26 protein-coding genes are annotated in these 24361 nt (G+C 75.8%); 14 read left to right on the top strand and 12 right to left on the bottom strand.

Translation table 11 applies throughout. The features are described 5' to 3' along the window. Positions 1-9 precede the first annotated feature (9 nt). The 3 genes from ACI799_RS05930 to ACI799_RS05920 all read left to right on the top strand — a co-directional run bounded on the left by ACI799_RS05930 (position 10) and on the right by ACI799_RS05920 (position 5116). Positions 10-1131 (top strand): citrate synthase 2, encoded by a 1122-nt coding sequence (locus tag ACI799_RS05930; protein WP_456588042.1) that lies wholly within the window; start codon positions 10-12, stop codon positions 1129-1131. Positions 1132-1221: 90 nt separating this feature from the next. Then, complete coding sequence (gene serC, locus ACI799_RS05925) at positions 1222-2334, top strand: phosphoserine transaminase (protein ID WP_456588043.1); 1113 nt, start codon at positions 1222-1224, stop codon at positions 2332-2334. A gap of 103 nt (positions 2335-2437) precedes the next feature. Beyond that, positions 2438-5116 carry an ATP-binding protein gene (locus tag ACI799_RS05920; RefSeq protein ID WP_456612612.1) on the top strand — a complete coding sequence of 893 codons (2679 nt, stop codon included), beginning with the start codon at positions 2438-2440 and terminating at the stop codon, positions 5114-5116. 12 nt (positions 5117-5128) lie between these two features. On the opposite strand, the gene ACI799_RS05915 is transcribed toward ACI799_RS05920, so the two are convergent. Next, complete coding sequence (locus ACI799_RS05915; RefSeq protein WP_456588045.1) at positions 5129-6595, bottom strand: circularly permuted type 2 ATP-grasp protein; 1467 nt, start codon at positions 6593-6595, stop codon at positions 5129-5131. Further along, positions 6592-8490, bottom strand: a complete 1899-nt coding sequence (locus ACI799_RS05910; RefSeq protein WP_456612611.1) for a S9 family peptidase — start codon at positions 8488-8490, stop codon at positions 6592-6594. The genes ACI799_RS05915 and ACI799_RS05910 overlap by 4 nt, the downstream gene beginning before the upstream one ends. Positions 8491-8741: 251 nt before the next feature. On the opposite strand from ACI799_RS05910, the gene sepH reads away from it, so the two are divergent. Further along, entirely contained in the window at positions 8742-9644 is a 903-nt protein-coding gene (sepH, locus tag ACI799_RS05905; RefSeq protein WP_456588047.1) for a septation protein SepH, read from the top strand. A gap of 46 nt (positions 9645-9690) precedes the next feature. Next, positions 9691-10164, top strand: coding sequence for a general stress protein (locus ACI799_RS05900; protein WP_456588048.1), 474 nt, complete (start codon positions 9691-9693; stop codon positions 10162-10164). Here the strand turns inward: ACI799_RS05900 and ACI799_RS05895 are convergent, their stop codons facing one another. Next, positions 10165-10971 (bottom strand): TrmH family RNA methyltransferase, encoded by an 807-nt coding sequence (locus ACI799_RS05895; protein ID WP_456588049.1) that lies wholly within the window; start codon positions 10969-10971, stop codon positions 10165-10167. It abuts the gene before it with no gap. A 131-nt stretch (positions 10972-11102) separates the two neighbouring features. Here ACI799_RS05895 and ACI799_RS05890 point away from each other — a divergent pair, with 131 nt between their 5' ends. The 3 genes from ACI799_RS05890 (at position 11103) to ACI799_RS05880 (ending at position 13203) form a co-directional block, all read left to right on the top strand. Further along, positions 11103-11822: an ABC transporter ATP-binding protein gene (locus ACI799_RS05890; RefSeq protein WP_456612610.1), complete on the top strand. Its 720-nt coding sequence runs from the start codon at positions 11103-11105 to the stop codon at positions 11820-11822. After that, on the top strand, positions 11819-12583 hold the full coding sequence (locus tag ACI799_RS05885) for an ABC transporter permease (RefSeq protein WP_456612609.1): 765 nt from the start codon (positions 11819-11821) through the stop codon (positions 12581-12583). The genes ACI799_RS05890 and ACI799_RS05885 overlap by 4 nt, the downstream gene beginning before the upstream one ends. A gap of 68 nt (positions 12584-12651) precedes the next feature. Further along, on the top strand, positions 12652-13203 hold the full coding sequence (locus tag ACI799_RS05880) for a TetR/AcrR family transcriptional regulator (RefSeq protein ID WP_456588052.1): 552 nt from the start codon (positions 12652-12654) through the stop codon (positions 13201-13203). Positions 13204-13264: 61 nt separating this feature from the next. Here the strand turns inward: ACI799_RS05880 and ACI799_RS05875 are convergent, their stop codons facing one another. From ACI799_RS05875 to ACI799_RS05850, 6 genes are all read right to left on the bottom strand, one after another. Beyond that, a complete protein-coding gene (locus tag ACI799_RS05875; RefSeq protein WP_456588053.1) occupies positions 13265-14092 on the bottom strand; it encodes an acyl-CoA thioesterase in 828 nt (275 codons plus the stop codon). A gap of 84 nt (positions 14093-14176) precedes the next feature. Continuing rightward, positions 14177-14743, bottom strand: a complete 567-nt coding sequence (thpR, locus tag ACI799_RS05870) for an RNA 2',3'-cyclic phosphodiesterase (RefSeq protein WP_456599109.1) — start codon at positions 14741-14743, stop codon at positions 14177-14179. Further along, entirely contained in the window at positions 14740-15123 is a 384-nt protein-coding gene (locus ACI799_RS05865; RefSeq protein WP_456588243.1) for a hypothetical protein, read from the bottom strand. The genes thpR and ACI799_RS05865 overlap by 4 nt, the downstream gene beginning before the upstream one ends. 60 nt (positions 15124-15183) lie before the next feature. Then, positions 15184-16566, bottom strand: coding sequence for an MFS transporter (locus tag ACI799_RS05860; protein WP_456588054.1), 1383 nt, complete (start codon positions 16564-16566; stop codon positions 15184-15186). Then, positions 16547-16996 (bottom strand): MarR family winged helix-turn-helix transcriptional regulator, encoded by a 450-nt coding sequence (locus tag ACI799_RS05855; protein WP_456588055.1) that lies wholly within the window; start codon positions 16994-16996, stop codon positions 16547-16549. The genes ACI799_RS05860 and ACI799_RS05855 overlap by 20 nt, the downstream gene beginning before the upstream one ends. 28 nt (positions 16997-17024) lie before the next feature. After that, positions 17025-18584, bottom strand: a complete 1560-nt coding sequence (locus ACI799_RS05850) for an NCS2 family permease (RefSeq protein WP_456588056.1) — start codon at positions 18582-18584, stop codon at positions 17025-17027. A gap of 106 nt (positions 18585-18690) precedes the next feature. Here ACI799_RS05850 and ACI799_RS05845 point away from each other — a divergent pair, with 106 nt between their 5' ends. Then, entirely contained in the window at positions 18691-18918 is a 228-nt protein-coding gene (locus tag ACI799_RS05845) for a DUF2530 domain-containing protein (RefSeq protein ID WP_456588057.1), read from the top strand. A gap of 7 nt (positions 18919-18925) precedes the next feature. On the opposite strand, the gene ACI799_RS05840 is transcribed toward ACI799_RS05845, so the two are convergent. Beyond that, the gene (locus tag ACI799_RS05840; protein WP_456599099.1) at positions 18926-19735 is read right to left on the bottom strand and encodes a DUF3027 domain-containing protein; all 810 of its coding nucleotides are present in this window, start codon (positions 19733-19735) and stop codon (positions 18926-18928) included. 65 nt (positions 19736-19800) lie between these two features. Between ACI799_RS05840 and ACI799_RS05835 the strand changes: the two genes are divergently transcribed. Beyond that, positions 19801-21297 (top strand): MFS transporter, encoded by a 1497-nt coding sequence (locus tag ACI799_RS05835; RefSeq protein WP_456612608.1) that lies wholly within the window; start codon positions 19801-19803, stop codon positions 21295-21297. Next, entirely contained in the window at positions 21294-21758 is a 465-nt protein-coding gene (locus tag ACI799_RS05830; protein WP_456612607.1) for a DUF2771 family protein, read from the top strand. The genes ACI799_RS05835 and ACI799_RS05830 overlap by 4 nt, the downstream gene beginning before the upstream one ends. 10 nt (positions 21759-21768) lie before the next feature. Here the strand turns inward: ACI799_RS05830 and ACI799_RS05825 are convergent, their stop codons facing one another. After that, positions 21769-22161: a cold-shock protein gene (locus ACI799_RS05825; RefSeq protein ID WP_456588061.1), complete on the bottom strand. Its 393-nt coding sequence runs from the start codon at positions 22159-22161 to the stop codon at positions 21769-21771. 140 nt (positions 22162-22301) lie between these two features. Between ACI799_RS05825 and ACI799_RS05820 the strand changes: the two genes are divergently transcribed. Together ACI799_RS05820 and ACI799_RS05815 are read left to right on the top strand one after the other, a co-directional pair. Then, positions 22302-22643, top strand: a complete 342-nt coding sequence (locus ACI799_RS05820; RefSeq protein WP_456612606.1) for a YidH family protein — start codon at positions 22302-22304, stop codon at positions 22641-22643. After that, positions 22640-22960, top strand: a complete 321-nt coding sequence (locus ACI799_RS05815) for a DUF202 domain-containing protein (RefSeq protein ID WP_456612605.1) — start codon at positions 22640-22642, stop codon at positions 22958-22960. Before ACI799_RS05820 ends, ACI799_RS05815 begins: the two co-directional genes overlap by 4 nt. On the opposite strand, the gene ACI799_RS05810 is transcribed toward ACI799_RS05815, so the two are convergent. Beyond that, entirely contained in the window at positions 22947-23513 is a 567-nt protein-coding gene (locus ACI799_RS05810) for a nucleotidyltransferase family protein (RefSeq protein ID WP_456612604.1), read from the bottom strand. The genes ACI799_RS05815 and ACI799_RS05810 overlap by 14 nt on opposite strands. A 74-nt stretch (positions 23514-23587) precedes the next feature. Between ACI799_RS05810 and ACI799_RS05805 the strand changes: the two genes are divergently transcribed. After that, positions 23588-24355 (top strand): endonuclease/exonuclease/phosphatase family protein, encoded by a 768-nt coding sequence (locus ACI799_RS05805; protein ID WP_456588065.1) that lies wholly within the window; start codon positions 23588-23590, stop codon positions 24353-24355. Positions 24356-24361: the final 6 nt, after the last annotated feature.

Below are 24361 nucleotides of genomic sequence, written 5' to 3'. Positions count from 1 at the left end.
GCTTGCGAGATGGCCGACGACTTCGTACCCGGCCTGGAAGGCGTCATCGCCTTCGAGACGGAGATCGCCGAACCGGACAAGGACGGCGGCGCGCTGCGCTATCGCGGCGTCGACATCGAGGACCTGGTCGGCAAGGTCACGTTCGGCAACGTCTGGGCGCTGCTGGTCGACGGCAAGTTCGGCCCCGGCCTGCCGCCGGCCGAGCCGTTCCCCATCCCGGTGCACAGCGGCGACGTGCGCGTCGACGTCCAGGCCGCCCTGGCGATGCTCGCCCCGTTCTGGGGCTACCGCCCGCTGCTGGACATCGACAGCGAGACCGCTCGCGAGCAGCTGGCCCGCGCCGCCGTCATGGCGCTGTCCTACGTCGCCCAGTCCGCCCGCGGCATCGGCACCCCCGCCGTTCCGCAGAGCCGGGTCGACGAGGCCTCGACCATCGTCGAGCGCTTCATGGTCCGCTGGCGCGGCGAGCCCGACCCCCGCCACGTGGCCGCTGTGGACGCCTACTGGACCTCGGCCGCCGAGCACGGCATGAACGCCTCGACGTTCACCGCCCGGGTCATCGCCTCCACCGGCGCCGACGTCGCCGCCGCCATGTCCGGCGCGATCGGCGCGATGTCCGGGCCGCTGCACGGCGGCGCCCCCTCCCGGGTGCTGCACATGCTCGACGAGGTCGAGAAGACCGGCGACGCGGAGAAGTACGTCAAGGACCTGCTCGACCGCAAGGAGCGGTTGATGGGCTTCGGCCACCGGGTCTACCGCGCCGAGGACCCGCGCGCCCGGGTGCTGCGCCGCTCGGCCCAGGAGCTGGGTGCGCCGCGCTTCGAGGCGGCCCTCGCGCTGGAGAACGCCGCCCTCAAGGAGCTGCGGGAGCGGCGTCCCGACCGGCCGGTCGAGACGAACGTGGAGTTCTGGGCGGCCATCGTCCTGGACTTCGCCGAGGTGCCCAGCCACATGTTCACCTCGATGTTCACCTGTGCCCGCACCGCCGGCTGGTGCGCGCACATCCTGGAGCAGAAGAACACCGGTCGCCTGGTGCGCCCGTCGGCCCGCTACGTCGGCCCCGAGCCCCGCAAGCCCGAGGCCGTCGAGGGCTGGGACACCATCAACCCCTCGGCCGCCCAGCTGGCCTGAGCGAGGACCCCGCTGCCCCCACCGCGCACGCCCGCGGTGGGGGCGCGCGGCGGGGCCGCCCGACCCGCACGACCGGAAGGCCCTCCCCGGATGAGCATCACCATCCCCGCCGCACTCCTGCCCGCCGACGGCCGGTTCGGGTGCGGTCCGTCGAAGGTGCGCCCCGAGGCGTTGCGCGCCCTCGCCGGTGACGGGGCGGCGATCATGGGCACCTCCCACCGGCAGCCGCCGGTGAAGAACCTCGTGCGGCGGGTCCGCGAGGGGCTGACCACGCTGTTCGACCTGCCCGACGGCTACGAGGTGGTGCTCGGCAACGGCGGGACGACCGCATTCTGGGACGCGGCGCTGTTCGGGCTCGTCCGCGACCGCGCCGCCTTCGGCACCTACGGGGAGTTCTCCGCCAAGTTCGCCTCCGCGGCGGTGCGGGCACCGTTCCTCGGCGACCCGGTGGTCGTGACGGCCGAGCCGGGGTCGCTGGCGCTGCCGACCGCCACCGAGGGCGTCGACACCTACGCCTGGGCGCACAACGAGACCTCGACGGGCGTCATGGCCCCGATCTCGCGCCCGCACGGCACCGAGGACGCCCTCGTCCTCATCGACGCCACCTCCGGCGCCGGCGGCCTGCCCGTCGACGTCTCGCAGACCGACGTCTACTACTTCGCCCCGCAGAAGTCCTTCGCCGCCGACGGCGGGCTCTGGGTGGCCCTGATGTCGGCCGACGCGCTGCAGCGGATCGCCGAGATCAAGGCCGCGGGCCGCTGGGTGCCCGGCTTCCTGGACCTGTCGATCGCCGTCGACAACTCCACCAGGGACCAGACCTACAACACCCCCGCGGTCGCCACCCTGTTCCTGCTGGCGGACCAGCTCGACTGGATGCTCTCCCTCGGCGGCCTCTCCGGCACCGTCGCGCGCAGCCGCGAGTCCGCCACGCGGCTCTACGGCTGGGCGGAGCAGTCGCCGTACGCGACCCCGTTCGTCCCCCACCCCGAGCACCGCAGCTTCGTCGTCGGAACCGTCGACTTCGCCGACTCCGTCGACGCTGCCGCCCTGGCGACGACCCTGCGCGCCAACGGCATCGTCGACGTGGAGCCGTACCGCGGGCTCGGCCGCAACCAGCTGCGCGTCGGCATGTTCCCCGCCGTGGACCCCGACGACGTGACGGCGCTGACGGCCTGCATCGACTACGTGACCGAGCGGCTCTGAAGAAGGGCCCCCTGCCGCCCACCGCTCGCACGCTCGCGGTGGGTCCCTGCAGGGGGCCGCAGTGGGCAGTTCCGAGGTGAAGGTCCGTAGGCGGGAGGTGAGTGTGGGCCCCGATGTCCCGTCGGGCCCCGGGATCGGCGACCTGTTCGCCGCCGGGGGCGAGGCCGGCCGGATCATGGCCGGCCTCGACTGGGCGAGCACCCCGCTCGGCCCCGTGGCCGGCTGGCCGGCCAGCCTGCGTTTCGCCGTGCGCACGGTGCTGGTGTCCAGGTTCCCGATGGTGCTGACCTGGGGCCCGGACTTCCTGCAGTTCTACAACGACGCCTACGCGCCCCTCATCGGCGCGAAGCACCCGGCGATCGGCCAGGACATCCGGCAGACCCTCGCCGAGGGCTGGCACGCGCTCGGGCCCCCGATCGAGCACGCGATGGCCACGCGCGAGGCCTCCTGGCTGCCGGGGCTGCTGCTGCTCCTCGAACGCACCGGATACCGGGAGGAGACCTACTTCACCGTCTCCCACGCGCCGGCCTTCGACGACGACGGCGGGGTCGCCGGCATCCACGCCGTCTGCACGGAGGTCACCGGTGAGCTGCTCGCCGCCCGCCGCCAGCAGTTGCTGCACACGCTGTCGGTGGCGGGCACGCAGCTCGCCGACGAGCGGCAGACGGTCGCGACCATGTGCGCGGCCCTGCGCTCGAACCCGCTCGACATCCCCTTCGCCGCCGTCTACCTCGCCACCGACGAGGGCACCTTCGCCCGCGTGGCGACGACCGGGGTCGACGCCGCGCTCCTGCCCGCGGTCGCCGACGCCGGCGCGGCACTACCGCCGGTCGCCTCCCTGGGGCTGACCGGCGGTCCCTGGGACGACCCGGTGACCGACGCGGTGGTGCTGCCGCTGGCGTCCGGCCACGACGCCGAGCCGGCAGGCCTGCTGGTCCTCGGCACCTCGCCCAACCGGGCCGTGGACGCCGACTACCAGGCCTTCCACCAGCTGGTGGCCGGCCAGTTCACCGGCGCGCTGGCCACCATCCGGGCGTTCGAGGACGAGCGTCGGCGGGCCGAGTCGCTCGCCGAGCTCGACCGCGCGAAGACCACCTTCTTCGCCGACGTCAGCCACGAGCTGCGCACGCCGCTCACGCTGCTGCTGGGCCCGATCGGCGACGTCCTGGAGAACACCGACCCGCCGTTGGGCGACGACGTCCGCGAGCAGCTCTCCCTGGCGCTGCGCAACGGGCAGCGCCTGCAGCGGCTGGTCAACGACCTGCTGGACTTCGCCGGCATCGAGGCCGGGCGGGCCACCCCGGTCCGCGTGGAGACCGACGTCCCGGCGTTCACCGCCGAGCTCGCCGGCATCTTCCGGTCGGCCGCCGAGCGGGCCGGGCTGCGCCTCACCGTCGCCTGCCCGCCCCTGCACCGCCCGGCCTACGTCGACCCCCGGATGTGGGAGAAGATCGTCGTCAACCTGCTGGCCAACGCGGTGAAGTACACCTTCGTCGGCGGCATCGACGTGGCTGTGCGCGGCACCGGCGACGGCTTCGAGCTCACCGTCGCCGACACCGGCGTGGGCATCGTCGCCGAGGAGCTGCCGCACCTGTTCCAGCGTTTCCACCGGGTGTCGGGCGCGACCGCCCGCACGCGGGAGGGCACCGGCATCGGCCTGGCGCTGGTGCAGGAGCTCGCCGCCCTGCACGGCGGCACGGTGACGGTGACCAGCGAGCCGGGGCGGGGCAGCACGTTCACCGTCGCCCTGCCGTTCGGCGCCCCCGACGCCGTCGTCGACGGTCCTGCGGCCGTCCCGTCGGAGGCCGCCCACGGCGAGGCCGAGGGCTGGGAGCGGGAGGTCTCGCGCCCGGCCGACCGGGCTCCCGGCGCGGCGGACGCCACTGCGGTCCTGGTGGTGGACGACAACGCGGACATGCGCGGCTACCTCGACCGCCTGCTGCGGCCGCACTGGGCGGTGCGCACGGCGGCCGACGGGCAGGAGGCGCTCGCCGCGGTGGCCGAGCAGCGGCCGGCCCTCGTGCTGACCGACGTGATGATGCCGCGCGTCGACGGCTTCGAGCTGCTCCGGGCGCTGCGCGGGGACCCGGCCACCCGGGACATCCCGGTGATCATGTTGACGGCCCGCGCCGGGCAGGACGCCTCGGTCGAGGGCCTGGAGGCCGGCGCCGACGACTACCTGGCCAAGCCGTTCCGCGCCGCGGAGCTGCTCGCCCGGGTACGGGTGGTGCTCGAGCGGGCGGCCGGTCGCGCCGTGACCCCGGCAACGACGCGGGAGGTCGGCGAGCCGCCCCGGCCGGCCACCTCCCCGCTGCCCGCGCCGCTGGTGGCCACGCCGGTGGGCCGGCCGGCGCCGGCGTCGGACCCGGGTCCGCAGCCGTCGACCGGCCCCGACGGCGCCCGGAACCGGGCGCACTGGCAGCTGCCGTCGGTCCTCTCCTCGATCCCGGTGATCCGCCGCCGGCTCCGCGGCCTCCTGGCCGACGCCGGGGTCGGCGCCGACCAGTCCTACGACCTGCTCCTGGCGGCCTGCGAGGCGGCCAGCAACGCGATCGAGCACGCTCAGGAGCCGACCCGGCCCGTCGTCGAGGTCACCGCCGTCGTCGGGGACGGCGCGGTGGAGATCACGGTCCGCGACCACGGCCAGTGGCGGGAGCGGGTGCCGAGCATGGACCGCGGCCGCGGCTCCACGCTGATGAGCGCGGTCGCCGAGGTCACCGCCGTCCCGGGCCCCGAGGGGACGACCGTGCGGATCCGGTCGGCGCTGCAGCCGGCCGCCTGACCGCGGAGCTCCTCAGCGGAGCAGCCAGGTGTCCTTGCTCGCCCGGTCGAGCTCCCCCGGCCGGTCGTCCCGGGCCACCCGGGTCAGGGCGAGCGGCAGGGTGGCGGTGGTCTCGCCGGCCACGGAGAACAGCCGCAGCTCCACCGGCCGGGGACGCAGGCACCCGTCGACCAGCGTCGGCGCCGTCGAGGCGGCCAGCGGCTCCCGGGCCACGAACCGGTGCGGGGCGGCGGCGATCTCGGCCCGCAGCGCAGCGAGCTCCGCCGCCGAGCAGGCCGGGCCGAGCACCACCTGCCGGCCGCCGTACCCGGCGACCGACTCGACCTCCAGCTCCGGCAGCCGGTCGGCGACCTCCGCCCACGCCGCGGGGTCGGCGAGCACCCACGTCCGCGCCGAGCCCAGCAGCGGCTCCTCGCCGAGGTAGAAGCGGATCATGGCCGGGACCCAGGCGTAGCCTGCCGCGTCGTCGGCCACCCCGTTGCCGGGCACGTTGGCCAGCCCGAGCCGCCCGGCCCGCACCGCTTCGGTGAGCGCCAGCCCGAGCGGGACGCCCGCGCCGGTGGGGTAGGCGCCGAGCAGCGCGTCGTCGAAGCGCCGGTAGAGCACGTCGACCGGTACCCGGCCCCCGTCGACGGCGACCTCCACTCCCCCGTCGGCGCGCGGCCACAGGTCACCGGCCCGCACCAGCGGGGCGTCGAGGGCGTCGGCCAGCAGCCGGTGCTCGAACCAGGACCCGTCGTTCTCGCCCTGGGTGAGCACCGCGATCCGCGGCGCCCCGGGCACCGCCGGCGGGGCGGCGGCCGCCAGTGCACCGGCCAGCAGCGGAACGGCGTCCCCCGGTTCCCGCAGCCGCTCCCCGGCACCGGCGAACAGCTCCGGCAGCGCGGCGCGGGCGGAGTCCCGGTCGGCGAGCGCGTACCCGATGCCGGACGGCACCCGCAGGTCGTCGCGGAGCACCACCCAGCGGTCGTCGTCGGTGCGGACGAGGTCGGCCGCGGCGACGGTCGCGCGAGGCTGACCCCGCCACGCGCGGGCGACGGCGTCCGGATCCCGGCCCGGCCCGTGCGTCACGGCCCACTCGGGCAGCGCACCGGCCCGGACGATCTCGGCCGCGCGGTCGGGGTCGCCGCGCCGGCGCCCGGCCGGGCGGTAGGCGTCGGCGAGGAAGGCGTTCAGCGCCCGGTGCCGCTGCGCCATCCCGGCCGACAGCGTCCGCCACGTGCCGGCGTCGACCAGCCGTGGGACGGGGTCCAGGGGCACCGGGCGCAACTGCTGCCGGCCGTCCACCCACGTGCCGACGACGACGCCGCGTTCCTGCCGCCGGAGCCGCAGCTCCGCCTCGGCGGCCGCCAGCCCGGTCGCCCCGAGGCGCTCCAGGGCAGCGATCGGCCCGGCCCACCCGTCGCGCAGCCGGCCGTCGGCAGCGACGGCCTCGTCGCTGCGGGCGGTGGGGTAACCGGCGAAGAGTTCCCCGCTCACAGCCACCGATCGAACCAGGCGGCGAGCCGCTCGCCCAGTTCGACCAGGTGCTCCCGGCCGACGATGGCGTGCCCCTCGCCGGCGAAGAGCAGCAGGTCGGCGCGCGCACCGCGCGCCTGCAGCGCCTGGTGCGCCTGCACCGACTCGGCCACCGGCACGTTCGTGTCGCGGTCCCCGTGCACGAGGAGCACCGGCGCGGTGAGCCGGTCCAGGGCCGTCATCGGCGAGAGGGCGGCCAGCATCTCGCGGTCGGCGACCGGGTCGCCGTACTCGGTCACCGAGGCCGCGGCCATCCACGGCTCGGTGCCGGCGAAGAAGGTGCGCAGGTCGCTCATCCCGGCCAGCGAGGTGCCGGCCGCGAAGAGCTCGGGCCACCGGGTGAGGGCGACGAGGGTGAGGTACCCGCCGTAGGACCAGCCGTGGGCGCCGACCCGGCCGGGCGCCGCGATGCCCGCGGTCACCAGCTCGTCCACCGTCGTCCGGACGTCGGCGAACGAGGACTCGCGCGCGGGCCCGTCGTCGGCGGTCATGAAGGCCCGCCCGAACCCGCCCGAGCCGCGCACGTTCGGGGCGAAGACCGTGAGCCCCGCGGCCACCATGCTCTGCGTGATCGGCGACCAGTTCGGCCGCGCCTGCCCCTCCGGTCCGCCGTGGAAGCTGACCACCGTGCGGTTGGGGCCGCGGGTGCCCTCGGGCACGTACAGCCAGCCGGAGAGCCGGACGCCGTCCGGGGCGAGGTACTCGTGGCGCACCGGCTCGACCACGCCCGGCACCTCCGGGCTGGTGGGCGAGCAGGCGAGCGGTTCGGGTGCGCCCGCGCCGTCGAGCGGCACCCGCCACAGCCCCCGGGGGGCGCGCGGCCCGGACAGCTCGGCGATCAGCGCGTCGCCGTCGGCGGCCGGCGCCCACCCCGACAGCACCGGTCGGGGGAGCTCGATCCGCCGCACCACGGCCCCGTCGGCCCTGGCGTGCAGCCACAGCTGGCTCACCCCGTCGGCGTTCCACACCGCGAGCACCGTGCCGTCCGGGCGCACCGCGTACCCGTCGAGGTCGGCGTCGGCGCGCTGCAGGACCGTCCGGCCGGGTCCGGGCACCCCGTCGGTCAGGGGGACGGCGACCAGGCCGGCGCGATCGGCCCCGGGCGGCCCGGGCAGCGCGGCACGGACGTGCACGGTGGCCCCGTCGTCGGTGAACCGGCCGTCCTCGGAGGCGATGCCGCCGGGGGCGTCCAGGGGGAGGACCCGCCGCTGGATGCCCGTGGCGACGTCGATGACCACGATGTGCCGGTAGGCGCGCGGGCCGCGCCGGGCGAGGACGGTGCGGTGGTCGGCGGAGACGGCGGTGACGACGAGGAAGCCGCCGGAGGCCAGCGTGCGCTGCTCTCCGGTGACCACGTCGACCAGGACCACGTCGGCGTCCGGTCCGCTGCCCGGGGCGATCGAGCAGGCGTAGTGCCGCGGCCCCACCCAGCAGCCGGCGAAGACCGCCGCACGTGGATCGGCACCGGCCACCAGCCGGCGATCCGTGCCGTCGGGGCGGACGACGTGCAGTTCGGCGCAGATGGACCCGCCGGGGCTGACCAGGTAGGCCAGCCGCGCGCCGTCGGGCGACCAGGCGGCGGAGATCACCTCCTGGTCGGTGCCGGACACCTGGACCGGCGAGGTCCGGCCGTCCAGCGCGGCCACCTCCAGCCGGGGCAGCCCCGATCGGTCGGTGACGTAGGCGACGCGGCGGCCGTCCGGGGCCGGCGCCGGGCACCAGGCCGCGGTGGCCCCGGCGATCCCTGCGATGGCGCGGCGGACCCGCGCCGGCAGCACCTCCGGGGGCGCCAGGAGCTCCAGGGCGGCGCATCCCGCGGGCGCGGCCGTCCACTGGTCGGTCACGGGGCTGGCCATCGCTCCTCCTCGGCTCGGTGCGGCGCCGCCGGCGAGCCGCCCACTGTGGCGGTCGCGCGTTTCGGGCGTGTGTCAGTGCTGACATCGGCGTGCGACGACGTCGTCCGCACCCCTCCCCCGGGGGAACCCGCCGCTCCCCGCCGCAGACGCGCCACGCCGGTGCGCCTGCGCGCCGCTCGCGCCCGATCCCGATAACCTCGGGGACCGGGATCGGCGTCCGGACCCACCGCGCCGGCTGCAGGAGGTCGCCCATGCGCACACTGCGCCTCGTGGCGCTCTCCGACGACGGGAAGAGCCTCGTCCTCGTCGCGGACGGCCCCGACAGCCCCGACGGCGAGCGGTTCGAGCTCCCGATCGACGAGCGCGTCCGTGCGGCGGCCCGCGGGGACGCCCGCCGGCTGACCCAGATCGACGTCGACTCCGGCAGCGAGCTCCCGCCCCGGGTGATCCAGTCCCGCATCCGCGCCGGGGAGACCCCCGAGCAGGTCGCCGCCGCCACGGGTGCCCGGGTGGAGCGGATCATGCGTTTCGCCCACCCCGTGCTGCAGGAACGGGAGCGCGTGGCCACCCAGGCCCGCGAGGCGCGGGTCCGGCTCACCGACGGGGCACCGGGGGCGGTGCTCCAGCACTTCATGGTCGAACGGCTGCGGCTCATCGACACCGACATCGACGCCGTCGCGTGGGACGCCCACCGGGACGACGAGGGCACCTGGGTGGTCACCGGCGCGTGGCGCGCAGGGGCCAAGTCCGGCACCGCGCGCTGGAACTTCGACCTGCAGTCCCGCACGGTCTCCCCGGGGGACGCCGCGACGGCGGACTTCGCCGAGGGCACCCGCCTGGTGCGGGTCGTGCCCGAGGTGCCGGCCGGCCTGCCCTCGCCGGCCGCCCGCAACCGGCCGGTCTCGGTGGTGCGCAGCCCGGAGCCGCCCCCCGCCCCGGCCGGGGAGGACGACGCGCCCGTGCGCGACGTGCACGCCCCCGACGGGACCCCGGCCGACGACGAGGCGCTGGCCACCCTGCTCGACGAGGTCGCCGAGCACGACACCGTGGTGCTCGGCCGGGGGCAGAGCACCGACGAGGACGGCGACGAGGACCCGCGCGCCCGCATCCCGGCGTGGGAGGACATCGTCTTCGGGGTCCGCCGCAACCGCTGACCAACCGCACGTGGAACAGCCGGCAGGACTGGGTAGTCGCTCCGGCATGAGTGCTTCGGTGTCGATGCCGCTGGGCGGCGTGCAGGTCGGTTCCTACGACAGCTACGAGCGGGCGCAGGCCGCCGTCGACTACCTCTCCGACGAGAAGTTCGCGGTCGAGAACGTGACGATCATCGGGAGCGACCTGCGCATGGTCGAGACGGTGACCGGCCGCATGACGACGGGCCGGGCGGTCGCCGCAGGCGCCGCGGCCGGCGCCTGGTGGGGTCTGTTCGTCGGCCTCCTGCTGGGCATCTTCGCGCCCGACGGGACCAGCTGGATCGGGTCGGTGCTGACCGGCCTGCTCATCGGTCTGGCCTTCGGCGCCGCCTTCGGCGGCATGGGGTACGCCGCCACCCGCGGCAAGCGCGACTTCACCAGCACCAGCAAGATCGTCGCCAGCCGGTACGACGTGATGTGCCACCCCTCGCACGCCGAGGAGGCCCGCGCGATGCTGGCCCGGTTCTCGCTGCGCGGCTGACTAGCGCAGGGTGGCGAAGGCCACCGCCGCGGCGGCGGCCACACCGAGGGAGTCGACCCCGGTGCGCATCGGGATGCGGGCCCGCACCCGCGCCGTCCGCTGCGCCTCCGGCGTGAGACCCGGCCCCTCGGCGCCCAGCAGCACGGCGGTGCGCGGGTGCGCCCGCGGGTCGACGTCGCCGAGGTCCACCGCGTCGGCCGCCGGGGTGAGCGCGACGGTGAGGTAGCCCGCTTCGTGCAGCCGCGCGAGCCCAGCCGGCCAGTCGGGCAGGACGGCGAACGGCAGCGAGAGCACGTGCCCCATCGAGACCCGCACCGACCGGCGGTACAGCGGGTCGGCGCAGCGCGGGTCCAGCAGCAGCCCGTCGACGCCGAGGGCCACCGCCGAGCGCGCGATCGAGCCCAGGTTCTCGGCGTCGTTGAGCGCCTCGAGGACCGCCAGCCGGCGCGGCCCCGCCGGGTCCGGGCCGGTCAGCACCTCGTCCGGGTCGGCCGGCGGGAGGCGGTCGGCGGAGGCGACCACGCCGCGGGTGAGCCGGAACCCGATGACCTCCGAGAGCACCCACTTGTCCGCCTCGAAGGCCGGGACGTCCCCGGGCAGGCCGAGCGCGGCCACCCGTCCCGGCACACCGAACACCGCGCGCACCCGGTACGGCGAGGCGAGCAGGCGCTCGACCGCCGGCACCCCCTCCACGATGACCGGCCCGGTGCCCCGCTCCCTGCCCGCCGGGCGGTCCCCGGCCTTGAGGTCGCGGAAATCTGCGACGCGGGGATCGGCCGGGTCGGTGATGACGACGGGTGCAGGCACGGGCGCCGATTCTGCCCGCACCGGGCGGGCGACCCTGCGCGCGCCCGGCCGCGGGCGCGCGACCCGTTGACGGCACCCAGCAACTCATCTAGCGTTGAGTTCATCAGCCGTTGAGTTGTGGGGAGCGCGTCATGGACGCCGTCACCGTCACCGATCTCGTCGTCGACCGCGGGAAGCGCTGCGTGCTCCCCGGTCTCTCCTTCGCCGTCCCGGCCGGCCAGGTGACCGGGCTGCTCGGGCCGAGCGGCAGTGGGAAGAGCACGCTGATGCGGGCGGTCGTCGGGGTGCAGCGGGTGCGCTCCGGCACGGTCACCGTGCTCGGGGAGCCCGCCGGCTCCCCCGGCCTGCGCAGCCGGGTCGGGTACGTCACCCAGGCGCCCAGCGTCTACCCCGACCTCACCGTCCGGGAGAACGCCCGCTACTTCGCCGCCCTGTACGGCCGCGGGGCGCGTGAGGCCGACGCCGCGATCGCCGACGTGGGGCTGGGCGGAGCCGCCGGACAGCTCGTCGCCGACCTCTCCGGCGGGCAGCGCGGCCGCGCCTCCCTGGCGTGCGCACTGGTCGGCGAGCCCGAGCTGCTGGTCCTCGACGAGCCGACCGTCGGCCTGGACCCGGTGCTCCGGGTCGAGCTCTGGGAACGCTTCCACGCCCTGGCCCGCGCCGGGACGACGCTGGTCGTGTCCAGCCACGTGATGGACGAGGCCGCCCGGTGCGACCGGCTCCTCCTTCTCCGCGACGGCGCGCTGCTCGCCGACACGACACCGGGGCAGCTGCGCGCCGACGGCCGCTCCGACGACCTGGAGACGGCGTTCCTGACCGTCGTCCGCGCCCGCGAGGCGGTGGCCCGGTGACCGCCGCCGGCCCGCGGCTCACCGCGACGACCGCGGCCCGCGTCCTGCGCCAGCTGCGGCACGACCACCGCACGATCGCGATGCTGCTCGTGCTGCCGAGCCTGCTCCTGGGCCTGCTGTACCTGCTGTGGGCGGACGTCCCGACCGCCCCCGGGCAGCCCGGCACCTTCGACCGCGTCGGGCTGGCGATGCTCGGCGTCTTCCCCTTCGTCGTGATGTTCCTCGTGACCAGCATCGCCATGCTGCGCGAGCGCACGTCCGGCACGCTCGAGCGGCTGCTCACCACTCCCCTGTCCCGGCTGGACCTGCTGCTCGGCTACGGCCTGGCGTTCGGGCTGGCCGCGGGTGCACAGGCGGTGGTCACCGTGACGGTGGCGACGACGCTGTACGACCTGGACGTGGCCGGGTCCGTCGGGCTCGTCGTCCTCGTCGCCGTGGTCGACGCCGCGCTCGGGGTCGCGCTGGGGCTGCTGGCCAGCGCCTTCGCGCGCAGCGAGTTCCAGGCGGTGCAGTTCATGCCGGTGGTCGTCCTGCCCCAGTTCTTCCTCTGCGGGCTGCTCGTCCCCCGCGAGCAGATGGCCGGGTGGCTGCAGGCCATCAGCGACGTCCTCCCGCTGACCTACGCGGTCGAGGCCCTGCGCGAGGTCGGGCGCTCGGCGGAGGCGACCGGCACGATGGTGCTGGACGTCGGCATCGTGGCCGGCGCCGCCCTGCTGGCGCTCGCGCTGGCGGCGGCCACCCTGCGGAGGAGGACCGACTGAACGCCGGCGACCAGCCACCACGGCGACGCACCGGACGGCGTCCCGGCAGGCCCGGCACCCGGGACGCGGTGCTGGCCGCCGCGCGGGAGGCGTTCGCCGAGCGGGGGTTCGACGGCGCCACCATCCGGCAGATCGCCACCGCGGCCGGCGTCGACCCCGCCCTGGTGCACCACTACTTCGGCAGCAAGGACCAGCTCTTCCTCGCCGCGATCGAGGCCCCGGCCGACCCCGCCCAGCTGCTGCCCGAGGTGCTCGCCGGCACGCGGGAGGAGCTGGGCGGCAACGTCGTCCGCATGCTGCTGCGGGTCTGGGACGGGCCGGGGCGCACCGCCGGTCTGGCGCTGGTGCGTTCGGCGGTGGGCAACGAGTGGACCGCCCGCCTGCTGCGCGAGTTCCTGGTCACCCAGGTGCTGCGCCGGGTGCTCGGCTCCCTGGACCTCGACCCCGCCGAGCGCGACGCCCGGGGCGCCCTGGCCGCCTCGCAGCTGGCCGGGCTGGTGGTCACCCGGTACGTGCTGCGCCTGGAGCCGCTCGCGTCGGCCCCGCCCGAGTGGTTGGTGGGCACGATCGGCCCCACGGTGCAGCGCTACCTCACCGGCGAGCTGGACCTGCCCCGCTGAAAGAGGACCCCCCTGCCCCCCACGACTCGCAGGCTCGCCGCGGGACCCTGCACGGGGGCCTTCAGCGGGCGGTACGGGCCAGCTGGCGGCTCTGCGCGACCAGCCGCCCGGTGGAGTCCCAGACCCGGTAGTCCTCGTCGGACCAGCCGCCGGCGATCTCGCTGGCCCGCGCCTCCACGAGGCACCAGCCCGGGGCCGGCAGCGCCCGCACGAGCACCTGCAGCTGCACGGTCGGCGCCCAGCCCATCCGGCCGGTGGCGAAGCTCGTGGGCGGCAGCACGTCGGCGAAGGTGAGCAGCGCCAGCGGGTCGGCCGGGCGGCCGTCGGCCAGCCGCACCCACGCCCGGAGCACCGGCTCGTCGGAGGGCTGCCCGAGCGCCCACGTCGCGGTGGCCGGGTCCAGCCGGCTCTCCACGTGCCGCGTCAGCCCGGGCAGCTGCACCGGCACGGCCGCCAGGTGGGCGTTCGCGGCCATGTCGATGCACTCGTCGGGCCTGGGCACCTCGGGCGCCGGGAGGGAGTACTCGGGGGCGTCGTCGGCGAGCGTCGCCGTCGTCGCCTGGACCGTGAGGACCGGCCCGTTCGCGTCCGCGAGGGTGACCAGCGAGTGGGCCAGCGTCCGACCCGCCGGCCCGGGCGTCACGGCGAGGGTGGCCGGGCCGGCCGCCGCCGCCCGCAGGTAGCTGGCCGACAGCGCGACCGGGTGCTCGTGCGGGCTCTCCAGCACCGCCGCGCGCCCGGCGACCGACAGCAGGTAGCCGCCGTTGAGGATCCCGCCACCGACCTCCCACTCCGGGTGGAGGTCGGCGAGGAGCGCGCCGGCCTCGCCCCGCCGCACGGCGGTCGCGGCGTCGAAGTCGGAGAGGGCCTGGTCAACGTTGTGCGGCACGTCGGACAGGGTGCCAGGGCGGCCGGCGTGGACCGCACGCGCCTCGGCTCGGGCGACCGCGCCGCCCCGCCTGCACGCGGTGACTCAGCCGACCGCCCAGTGGGCGACCACCGTGTACGCCGGCTCGGCACCGAGCCGGCTCTCCCAGAGCCGGATCTCGCGCACCGGCCACTCCGGCCCCCGGTAGCCGGCGAGCCGGTCGGTCAGCGAACCGTCGGCGGGCCGCCCGGGGCGCCAGCGCCCCAGGGTGAGGTGCGGGCGGAACGGCCGGTCCTCCACCGGCAGCTCCAGACCGCGGGCGACCCCGGCCAGCCGCCCGGCCAGCGCGGCCAGCGGGTCGACGTCGCCGTCGAGCCCGGCCCAGGCCACCTGCGGACGGCGCACCGACCCGAACCGCCCGCCCCCGGCCAGCCGCAGCGTCATCGGCGGCGTCGCGGTGACGGCGGGCGCGGCGGCGGCCACGAGGCCGGGCACCACGGCGTCCGGGACCTCGCCCAGGAACAGCAGCGTCAGGTGCCAGCGCTCGGCACGGCTCCACCGCGGCGCCCCCGGGAGCTCCCGCAGCGGGGCCAGCGCCCGCTCGAGGTCGCGGCGCGCGGACTCGGGCGGGTCGACGGCGAAGAAGAGCCGGCGCGCGGGACCGGCGGTCAGAGGGGCACCTGCAGCCCCGCGGCGCGCAGCGCGCAGGCGACCCGGAGGCGCTCGACCTCGCGGGCGCGGTCCTGCCGCAGCGCGGCCAGGTCCGAGGTCACCCCGAGCATCCCGGCCGCCTCGAGGAGGACGTCGTCGTACGCGGCCTGCAGCGCGCGGCGGCGGGCCATCGGCACCCCGGCCGCCACCAGCTCGAGCTGGCGCCCGAGCCGGCGCAGGTCCGCGGCCACGTGCTGCACCGAGCGCCCGGGCGCCGCGGGGTGCCGCGCCGCGTGGCGGCGGGCCGATCGAGCCTCGATCCACCGGATCAGCGGGCCGAAGCCGGCGACCAGGCCGGCGAACGCGGCGAGCAGTGCGACGAGCTGGATGAGTGCGGCCATGGCGTTCCCCTGCGCACGGGCGGTTCCGGTGCCCGCCGACGGTACGCGCACCCCGGCCGCTCAGAGCGACTGCTGACCGGGGGCCTTCTCGCTGAGCTCCTCCTCCACGGTGCGCACCTGCGCGGAGGGGACGGCCGGGCGGGGGGCGGCCTGGACCCGCAGCCGCAGCGGCGTGCGCTGCACCGCCAACCGCAGACCTCCGCGGTGGGCCAGCCAGGCCGCGGCGCCGAGGCCGGCGACGACGCACACCCCGCCGCCGAGGATGAGCCCCCACGGGGCACCCAGGTGCTCGGAGACCCACCCGACCAGCGGCGCGCCGACCGGGGTGCCGCCCATGAAGCACATGAAGTAGAGCGCCATGACCCGCCCGCGCATCTGCGGGTCGACGCCGAGCTGGACGAAGCTGTTGTTCGCCACGCTGAACACCAGCGCCGCCGCGCCGGTCGGTACGAGCAGCAGCGCGAAGCTGAGGTGGGTGGGCATGAGCCCGGCGACGACCGTGCACGCACCGAAGACCACCGCCGAGCCGACGAGGAAGCGCTGCCGGGGCCGCACGCTGCGCCGGGTGGACAGCAGCGCACCGGTGAGCGAGCCGACGGCGAAGCAGGTGGACAGCAGCCCGAACGCCTGGGCGCCGAGGTCGAAGGTCTCCCGGGCCATCAGCGCGATGGTGACCTGGTAGTTGAAGCCGAAGGTGCCGAGGACGAACGCCAGCCCCATCGCCAGCAGCAGGTCGGGGTGGGCCCAGGTGTAGGCGAGCCCGGCGCGCAGCTGCCCCCGCCCCCGCGCCACCGGCGGGCTCGGGGTGAGCTCGTCGGTCCGCATGCCGGCGAGCGCGGCGAGGGTGAAGGCGAAGCTGGCGGCGTTGAGGAAGAAGGCCGGCGCGGTGTTGCCCGACGCCGCTCCGATCAGCAACCCGGCCAGCGCCGGCCCGACCAGCCGGGCCCCGTTGAAGATGGTCGAGTTGAGGCTGACCGCGTTGGTGATCAGCGCGGGGCCGACCATCTCCGGGACGAACGCCTGGCGCACGGGCATGTCGACGGCGGAGACCGCGCCGAGCATCCCGGCCAGCACGAACACGTGCCACAGCGCCACCGCCCCGGTGGCCACCAGTACCCCGAGGACCAGCGAGAGCAGCCCCATGGCGCTCTGGCTGACCAGCAGCAGCCGGCGCTTGGGGTAGCGGTCGGCGAGCACGCCGCCGTACATGCTCAGCAGCAGCGACGGGCCGAACTGCAGGGCGGTGATCAGCCCGAGCGCCACGCCGCTGTCGTCGGACAGCTGCAGCACCAGCCAGTCCTGGCCGATGCGCTGGATCCAGGTACCGGTGAGGCTGAGCAGGTTGGCCGAGGCGTAGCGGCGGAAGTTGCGCACCCGCAGGGCGCGGAACATGCCGCGCCCCGGCTCCGGCGGCGTCCGCTGGTCAGTGCTCGTCCAGGTCACCCCTGGCCAGCTCGTCCATGATCTCGGCCGCCTCGCGCAGGACCGCCCGCTCCTCGGCGGTCAGCTGCTGCAGCCGGCCGGCGAGCCACGCCTCCCGCGCCCGCGCCTCCGCCGACAGCAGCTCCTCGGCCGCCGGCGTGAGCTCGATGATCACCTGGCGCCCGTCGGTGGGGTGCGGCGTGCGGGTCACCAGCCCGGCCGTCTCCAGCGCGACGACGACGCGGGTCATCGACGGCGGCTGCACCCGCTCGTGGCCGGCCAGCTCCCCCGGGCTCATCGGGCCGTGCTGCTTGAGCGTCGACAGCGCCGCGAGGTGGGTGAGGGTGACCGAGGTGTCCACCCGCTGGTTGCGCAGTCGCCGGGAGAACCGCATGACCGCCAGCCGCAGCTCGTGGGCGAGCGCGGCGGTGTCCAGCGTCGTCCGGCCCACGATCGTTAGCCTAACTCAGCAGCCGGGGTCAGAAGAGCTGCTGCAGCGGCTCGAGCGCGAAGTAGACGCCGAACATGAGCGCCACCACCCACATGAGCGGGTGGATGTCCCGGCGCCGCCCGACCGCCAGCCGCAGCAGCACGAAGCTGATGACGCCGGCCCCGATGCCGTTGGTGATCGAGTAGGTGAACGGCATCAGCGCGATGGTGAGGAACGCCGGGATGACCAGGGACATGTCGTCCCAGGTGAGGTGCTTGATCTGGCTGATCATCAGCGCGCCGACGATGACGAGCGCGGGGGCGGCTGCCTCCGACGGCACCACCGCCACCAGCGGGGTGAAGAAGACCGCGACCAGGAACAGCAGGCCGGTGACGATGCTGGCCAGCCCCGTGCGGGCGCCGTCGGCCACACCGGCGGTGCTCTCGATGTACGTGGTGTTCGACGAGACGCTGCCCGCGCCACCCGCGGCGGCGGCCAGCGAGTCGACGAGCAGGACCGGCTGCGACTTGGGCAGGTTGCGCTTCTCGTCGAGCAGGTCGCCCTCGGCCCCCACGGCGGTCACCGTGCCGACGGTGTCGAAGAAGTCCGCGATCATGATCGAGAAGACGATGAGCAGGGCGGCGACGACGCCGATGCGCTCGAACCCGCCGAACAGGGAGAAGTTGCCGAGCAACGAGAAGTCGGGGCTGCCGACGACGTCGTCGGGCAGCGCCGGCACCTGCAGCGCCCACCCGCGGGGGTTCTCCCCGTCGTCGCCGAAGCGGGGGCCGACCCCGGCGATCGCCTCGACGACGATGGCGAGCACCGTCGTCGCCACGATGCCGATGAGCAGCGCGCCCTTGACCTTGCGGACGACCAGCAGGCTCATGAGCAGCAGACCGACGACGAAGACGAGCATCGGCCAGCCGGCGAGCTGCCCGCCGACACCGAAGCTGATCAGCGGGTTGCCCGGCCGGATGATGCCGGCGTCGGCCAGCCCGATGATCGCCAGGAAGAACCCGATGCCGACGGCGATCGCGGTCTTCAGCTGGGCCGGGATCGCCTCGAAGACGGCCCGGCGGAAGCCGGTCAGCACCAGGACGGTGATGAGCAGGCCCTCGAGCACGACCAGGCCCATGACCTCCGGCCAGGACAGCTGCGTGGCCGCGAAGACGGCGACGATCGCGTTGATGCCCAGGCCGGTGGCCAGCGCGAACGGGTAGCGCCCGACGATGCCCATGAGCAGCGTCAGCGCGCCGGCGAGCAGCGCGGTGACCGCGGCGATCGAGCCGAACGGGAGCACCGTGCCCTCGACGTCGGCGCCCGGCGTGCCGTCCGGCCCCGCGATGCTGGTCAGGATGATCGGGTTGAGCACCACGATGTAGGCCATCGTGAAGAACGTCGTGATCCCGCCGCGCACCTCGCGGCTCACCGTCGACCGGCGCGCGCTGATCTCGAAGTAGCGGTCCAGCCCGTTCTTCGGCCGCACCCGCGGCCCCTCGCTGCGGCGCGGGGTGGTGGGAGGCGTGCCGGCCGAGACGTCGGCGGGGGTGCTGCCGTCGGTGGCGGCGGCGCTGGCGCCACCGGACGGACGGGACTTCTGCGGCATGCGGGTTCTCCGGGGCGGTGCGAGCGGCCAACGAGCGGCGCCAGCGTGCCACACGCACGTGGCAAGCAGGTCGCCCCGTGACCGAGCCGGGATCTAAGGTGCCGTCGTGCCCGGTCCCGGAAAGCAGGCTCCCCCGCCGTTGCAGGTGGACACCGCGCGCGTGGTGCTCGCCGGGATCGCGCTGTGGGCGGTCGCCCTGGTCGTCCTGCTGCTGCTGGGCGACCGGGTGGACCGCATGTGGACCTGGACGTGCGTCGCCGCGATCGGGCTGGCGCTCCTGGGGCTCGGCGTCATGAAGCTGCAGGGGCAGCTGGGCCGGCGCGACCGCGGCTGACCCGCGATCAGTCGCTCAGGACGTCGTACTCCGAGGTGTCGTAGCGCGCAGAGGTGACCACCTCGGTCTCCTCGACGACGACGAGGGTCGCCTGGCTGTGCGCGCCACACCCGTAGTCGGCCGCCACGACCCGACCGTCGCCGGGGGCGTAGGCGTTCCCGCACGCACCGACGAACTGCCGCAGCGAGCCGGCCAGCGGGAGGTAGAACCCGCAGGTCGCGCAGGGGCCGGGTGCCTGCCGGGCCATCGGCGACGTCGGGCCGAACTCCCCCGACGTCCAGCGGGCCACCGCCTCCGACCGGCCCTCCCGCGACATGACGCGCTCCCGGCCGAGGCCGATCTCGGCGGCGACCACCCGTCCCTCCGGGTCGTCGGCGGAGTCGTCGTCGGTCGTGTACGCCGGCACCAGCCGCGGGTCGTCCTCGGTGGCCGGCAGGACGTCGCCCACCGAGAGGTCGCCCGGCCGCAGCCGCTCGTGCCACGGCACCCAGGCCGGGGCCAGCAGCGCCTGCTCACCGGGGAGGAGCACCACCTCGTCGACGGTGATCCGCTCCTCGCCGGAAACCCGGGCGATCGTGACCGCCCAGTGCCAGCCGACGTAGCCGGGCAGCCGGCTGGCGAAGGTGTGGGTGAGCACCTCCCCCAGCTCGGGGGGACCGACCGACTCCGCGGTGGCCCCCAGGTGCTCGCCGACCGCGTCGGCGGCGCCGGCCGTCTCGACGGCCGCCGCCCGGGCCTGCTCGATCGCGGCGGTCAACGGCTCGGCCGCTGGGGAGGCGGGCCGGACGGGCGCGGGGGACTCGGACACGACTCCCATTGTGGCGGACGACCGGTCCGGCGTCGCGGACCGGACTCCCAGGTGGGTGCGGCACCATGGGCGGCGTGTCCGCCTCCAGCCGCCCGCCCGGCGCACGCCGGTGGTCGCGGGCGGGCAGGCAGGAGGCGGCGCCGCTGGACACCACCCCGCTGGACACCACCCCGCTCGGGGTGCCGCGGCCGCAGACCCGGCCGATGCCCGCGGCCACCCCGAAGATCACCGTCACCCGGGTCGCCGCCGCCCGCAGCCGCGAGCTGACCACCGCCGCCGCCCGCCGGATCCGCGCCGCCAGCCGGGCCGACGGCGCGGGTGAGAGCGGGCTGACCCAGCTGCTGTGGGTCAACGCCCTGCACATGGCCGGGGACGCGATGATCGCCGTCTCCCTGGCCGGCACGCTGTTCTTCGCGGCCACCACCGACGCCCAGCGCGGCAACGTCGCGCTGTACCTGCTGGTGACGATGGCGCCGTTCGCCCTGCTCGCGCCGGTCATCGGTCCCGCGCTGGACCGGCTGCAGCGCGGCCGCCGGTGGGCGCTGGCGGCGTCCCTGGGCGGGCGGGCAGCGCTGGCCCTGGTGATGGCCGGGCACTTCGACGACCTGTGGCTGTACCCGGCGGCCCTGGGGGTGCTGGTGCTGTCCAAGGCGCACAACGTGCTGCGGGCGGCGGTGGTCCCCCGCGTGCTGCCGGGCGCGATGTCGCTGACCTCGGCGAACGCGCGACTGTCGGTCTTCGGCCTGGCGACGGCAGGGGTGGCCGGTGGCCTGGCCGCCGGGGTGGCCGCGCTGATCGGCTTCGACTGGGAGCTGTGGGCGACCGCCGCGGTGTTCCTGTGCGGGGCAGTGCTGGCCGTCCGGCTCCCCCGGCACGTCGACGTCCCGGCGGGCGAGGAGCCCGCCGACGTCCTGCGCACCGCCGAGATCCCGGTGCAGGGCCGGGGGCGCCGGCGGGTGAGCCGGCACGTGGTGCTGGCGCTGCGGGCCAACGCGGCGCTGCGCGGCCTGGGCGGCTTCCTCACCATCTTCGCCGCCTTCCTGGTGCAGGCGACGTTCGCCGACGGCTGGTCGGCCACCCTCGCGCTCGGCGCGCTCGCGGCCGCCGCAGGGCTCGGCAGCTTCACCGGGACCGCGGTGGGCTCACGGCTGCACACCGCCGCCCCCGACCGCCTCGTGCTCCACGCGGCGTCCGCCGCCGCGGCGGTGACCGTGCTGGCCGCGGTCTTCTACGGGTTCGCCATGGCGGTGCTCGTGGCCGGCGTCTCCGCCGTCGCCAACGCCCTCGGCAAGGTATCGCTGGACGCGATCATCCAGCGCGAGGTGCCCGAGCGCCTGCGCGCCTCGGCGTTCGCCCGCTCCGAGACGATGCTGCAGCTGGCCTGGGTGGTCGGCGGGGCGCTGGGCATCGCGCTGCCGCCGGTCGGCTGGATCGGGTTCACCGTCGCGGCGGCCCTGCTCGTGCTCGCCGTCGCCCTGATCCTGTGGAGCCTCTACCGCAGCCACCCCCCGGCAGCCGCGCCGGGGGGCCCGGAGGCGCCGACGACGCCGGTGGGACCGTCGTGGTCGTGAGAGCTCCCCTCCCCGCGCTGCTGCTCGCCGTCTGCGCGGCCGGTTCGCTGTCGGCCTGCGCGGGCGAGCCCGCGACCCCCGAGGAGATCCGGGTGCAGGCCGGCAGCCAGGACGTCACCGCCGGGCCGACCCAGTACTGCCTCGACGGCGAGGGGCAGCGCTACAGCACGAGGCCGCCGGTGGTCGAGGTCTCCCCGGGCACCACCATCTCCCTGACCGTCCCCGAGGCGATCGCCGAACGGGGCTGGCAGGTGCAGGTGTTCGACGAGTCGCTGGAGGAGCTCATCGGCGAGGTGGACGTCCCGGCGGGCACCGAGACGTTCGACGGGATCAGCTCCTCCGACGTCGTCCCGCCAGCCTTCTACCTCGTGGTGGTCGAGGACGCCGGCGGCGACTGCGGCGAGTTCACCGCGGCCTGGCCGGTCGGCTTCCTGCGCGCAGGCGGCGAGCTGGCGGGCTGAGCGGCGGCGCTCAGCCCTCCAGGTCGGTGGCGACGGCGCGCAGCACGGCGGCGACCTTCCGGGCGTGGCCGCGATCGGGGTAGCGGCCGTGGCGCAGCCCCTCGGAGACGTCGTCGAGCAGCTTGATCAGGTCCTCGACGATCGGGACCAGCTCGTCGGGCTTCTTGCGGTTGGCCGCGGCGACGGTGGCCGCCACCGACGGGAGCGGGTCGAGGATGCGGACCTGCAGCGCCTGGTCGCCGCGGCGGCCGGCGACGATGCCGAACTCCACGCGCTGACCGGGCTTGAGGTCGGTGCCGGCGGGCAGCGCGTCCTTGTGCACGAAGACGTCGGGACCGTCCTCGCGGGACAGGAAGCCGAAGCCCTTCTCCGCGTTGAACCACTTCACTCTGCCGGTGGGCACGGTGGATTCCCTCAGTTCCTCGCTCTGGCGCGGCACGCTGGCCGGTCGGACGACGGCGGCAGGACGCCGCTGGTCACCAGGTTAGCCGCCGCGCCGCCGCGCCGACCTGCCGATTCCCGGCGGGTCCCTACGCTGGGCCGGTGCCCGACCACCCCGACTACCGCTTCACCCTGGCCAACGAGCGCACGCTGCTGGCCTGGCTGCGGACCGGGCTGGCGCTGGTCGCGGGCGGGGTCGCCGTCGCCACCTACGCCCCCGACCTCGGGGTCCCGTGGGGCAGCTCCGCCGTCGCGCTGGCGCTGGTCGCCATCGGCCTGGGCGTCGCGCTGGCCGGGTACCGCCGGTGGCGGGCCAACGAGGCGGCGATCGAGGCCGGGCGGGCGCTGCCCTCGAGCGTGCTCGTCCCCGCCGTGGTCGCCGCCGTGAGCGCCGTGGTGGTCGTCGTCGGCGTCCTCGTGGGCCTGGAGGTCCTGCGCGGGTGACCGACCCGGTGGAGACCCAGCCCGAACGGACCGCGCTGGCCTGGCAGCGCACCGGCCTGGGGCTGCTCGCCGTGGGCGGGCTGGTGGCGCACCGGGCAGTGGGCGCGGAGCGGCCCGCGCTCCTCGTCGCGGGCGGGGTCACCGCGTTGCTCGGGCTGCTGCTGCTCGGAGCGCTCGCTCCCGCCCGCTACCGGCAGGTGCGCCGCAGGGTGGCCGACGGCGGGCGCGTCTCGAGCCCCGCGCTGGCCCGCGCGGCGACGTCCACCGTCGTCCTCACCGCCCTCGCCGCCGCCGTGGCCGTGCTCATCCCGGGCTGACGTCCGGGGTGATCCGGAGCCGATCCAGCAGCGCCAGGAAGACGACGGCGAAGTCGTTCTCCGCCACCTCGCGGGCCACCAACTCCCAGTCGACCTGCTCGCGCAGCGCGCGGGCGACCGGCAGCAGCCGCGAGAAGTCGCAGTAGTGCTCGTCCAGGGCCATCAGCTTGGACACCACGATGTCGGTCGGCGCCAGCACCGGCATCTGCACGGAGAGGACGGGCAGCGTCTCGGCGCGGTCGACCAGGTCGTTCCCCACGGGGCGTCCGCAGGCCCGCCAGATCACGTCGACGAAGACGTCGTCCCGCACGATCTTCAGCAGCCAGTCCTCGGCCGGCTCCACCACCTGCAGGCCGGCGTCGGCGAGCGCTTCGGCCGCCCGCCCGGCCTCGGCCGCCGGGACGAGGAAGTCGGCATCGTGATCGGGCTCGGGCGCACCGCGCGCCCAGGCGGCGTAGCCGCCGCAGAGCGCGAACGGCACGTTCCCCTGTTTCAGCGCGACCGCGGTCCGCTTCAGCAGGTCGCGCACCTGCTCCCGGGGAGACGTCTGCACCCAGCGCCTGCTACCCGCAGGTAACGCCCGCACACAGCGGGGTAGACCGGGCGCCCGGCGGGCACTGGGAGCGGGTGCGCATCGCGACCTTCAACCTCCTGCACGGACGCTCGCTCGACGACGGCCGGGTCGACGTCGACCGGCTGGCCGCCGCGGTCAAGACCCTGGACGCCGACGTCCTCGGTCTGCAGGAGGTCGACCGCGACCAGCCGCGGTCGCACGGCGCCGACCTGACCGCCGTCGCGGCCGAGGCGATGGGGGCCGTCGACTCCCAGTTCGTCGCGGCGCTGTCCGGGACGCCCGGCGGCACCTGGATGGCCGCCACCGGCGACGAGCAGCCGGGGTCGGCCAGCTACGGCATCTCCCTGCTCTCCCGGTACCCGGTGGTCTCCTGGCGGGTGGTCCGGCTGGACGCGCTGCGGGTGAGCGTGCCGCTGTGGTCGCAGCAGTCCCGCCGTCCGTTCCTGGCCCGGGACGAACCCCGCGTGGCCGTCGCCGCCGTCATCGACGGCCCCTCCGGGCAGGTCACCGTGTGCAACACCCACCTGTCGTTCATCCCCGGGTGGAACGCCCACCAGCTGCGCACGCTGGTGCGCTCGCTCGCGGGCACGCCGGAGCCCCTGGTGCTGATCGGTGACCTCAACATGCAGCAGCGCGCGGCCGCGCGGCACAGCGGGCTGCGCCCGGTCGCGACGGCGGCGACGTTCCCGGCGCCCCGGCCGACCCGGCAGCTGGACCACGTCCTGGTGCGCGGCGGCATCCGGGCCGGCGGCCCGGCCGAGGCGGTGCGGCTCCCCCTGTCCGACCACCGGGCGCTGGTGGTCCCGGTCGCCCAGGGGTGACGGACT

It is taken from the genome of Blastococcus sp. SYSU DS0753 (assembly GCF_054051175.1).
Note: the sequence above shows the minus strand (reverse complement) of the source record. Positions and strands in the feature narration are given on the sequence as shown.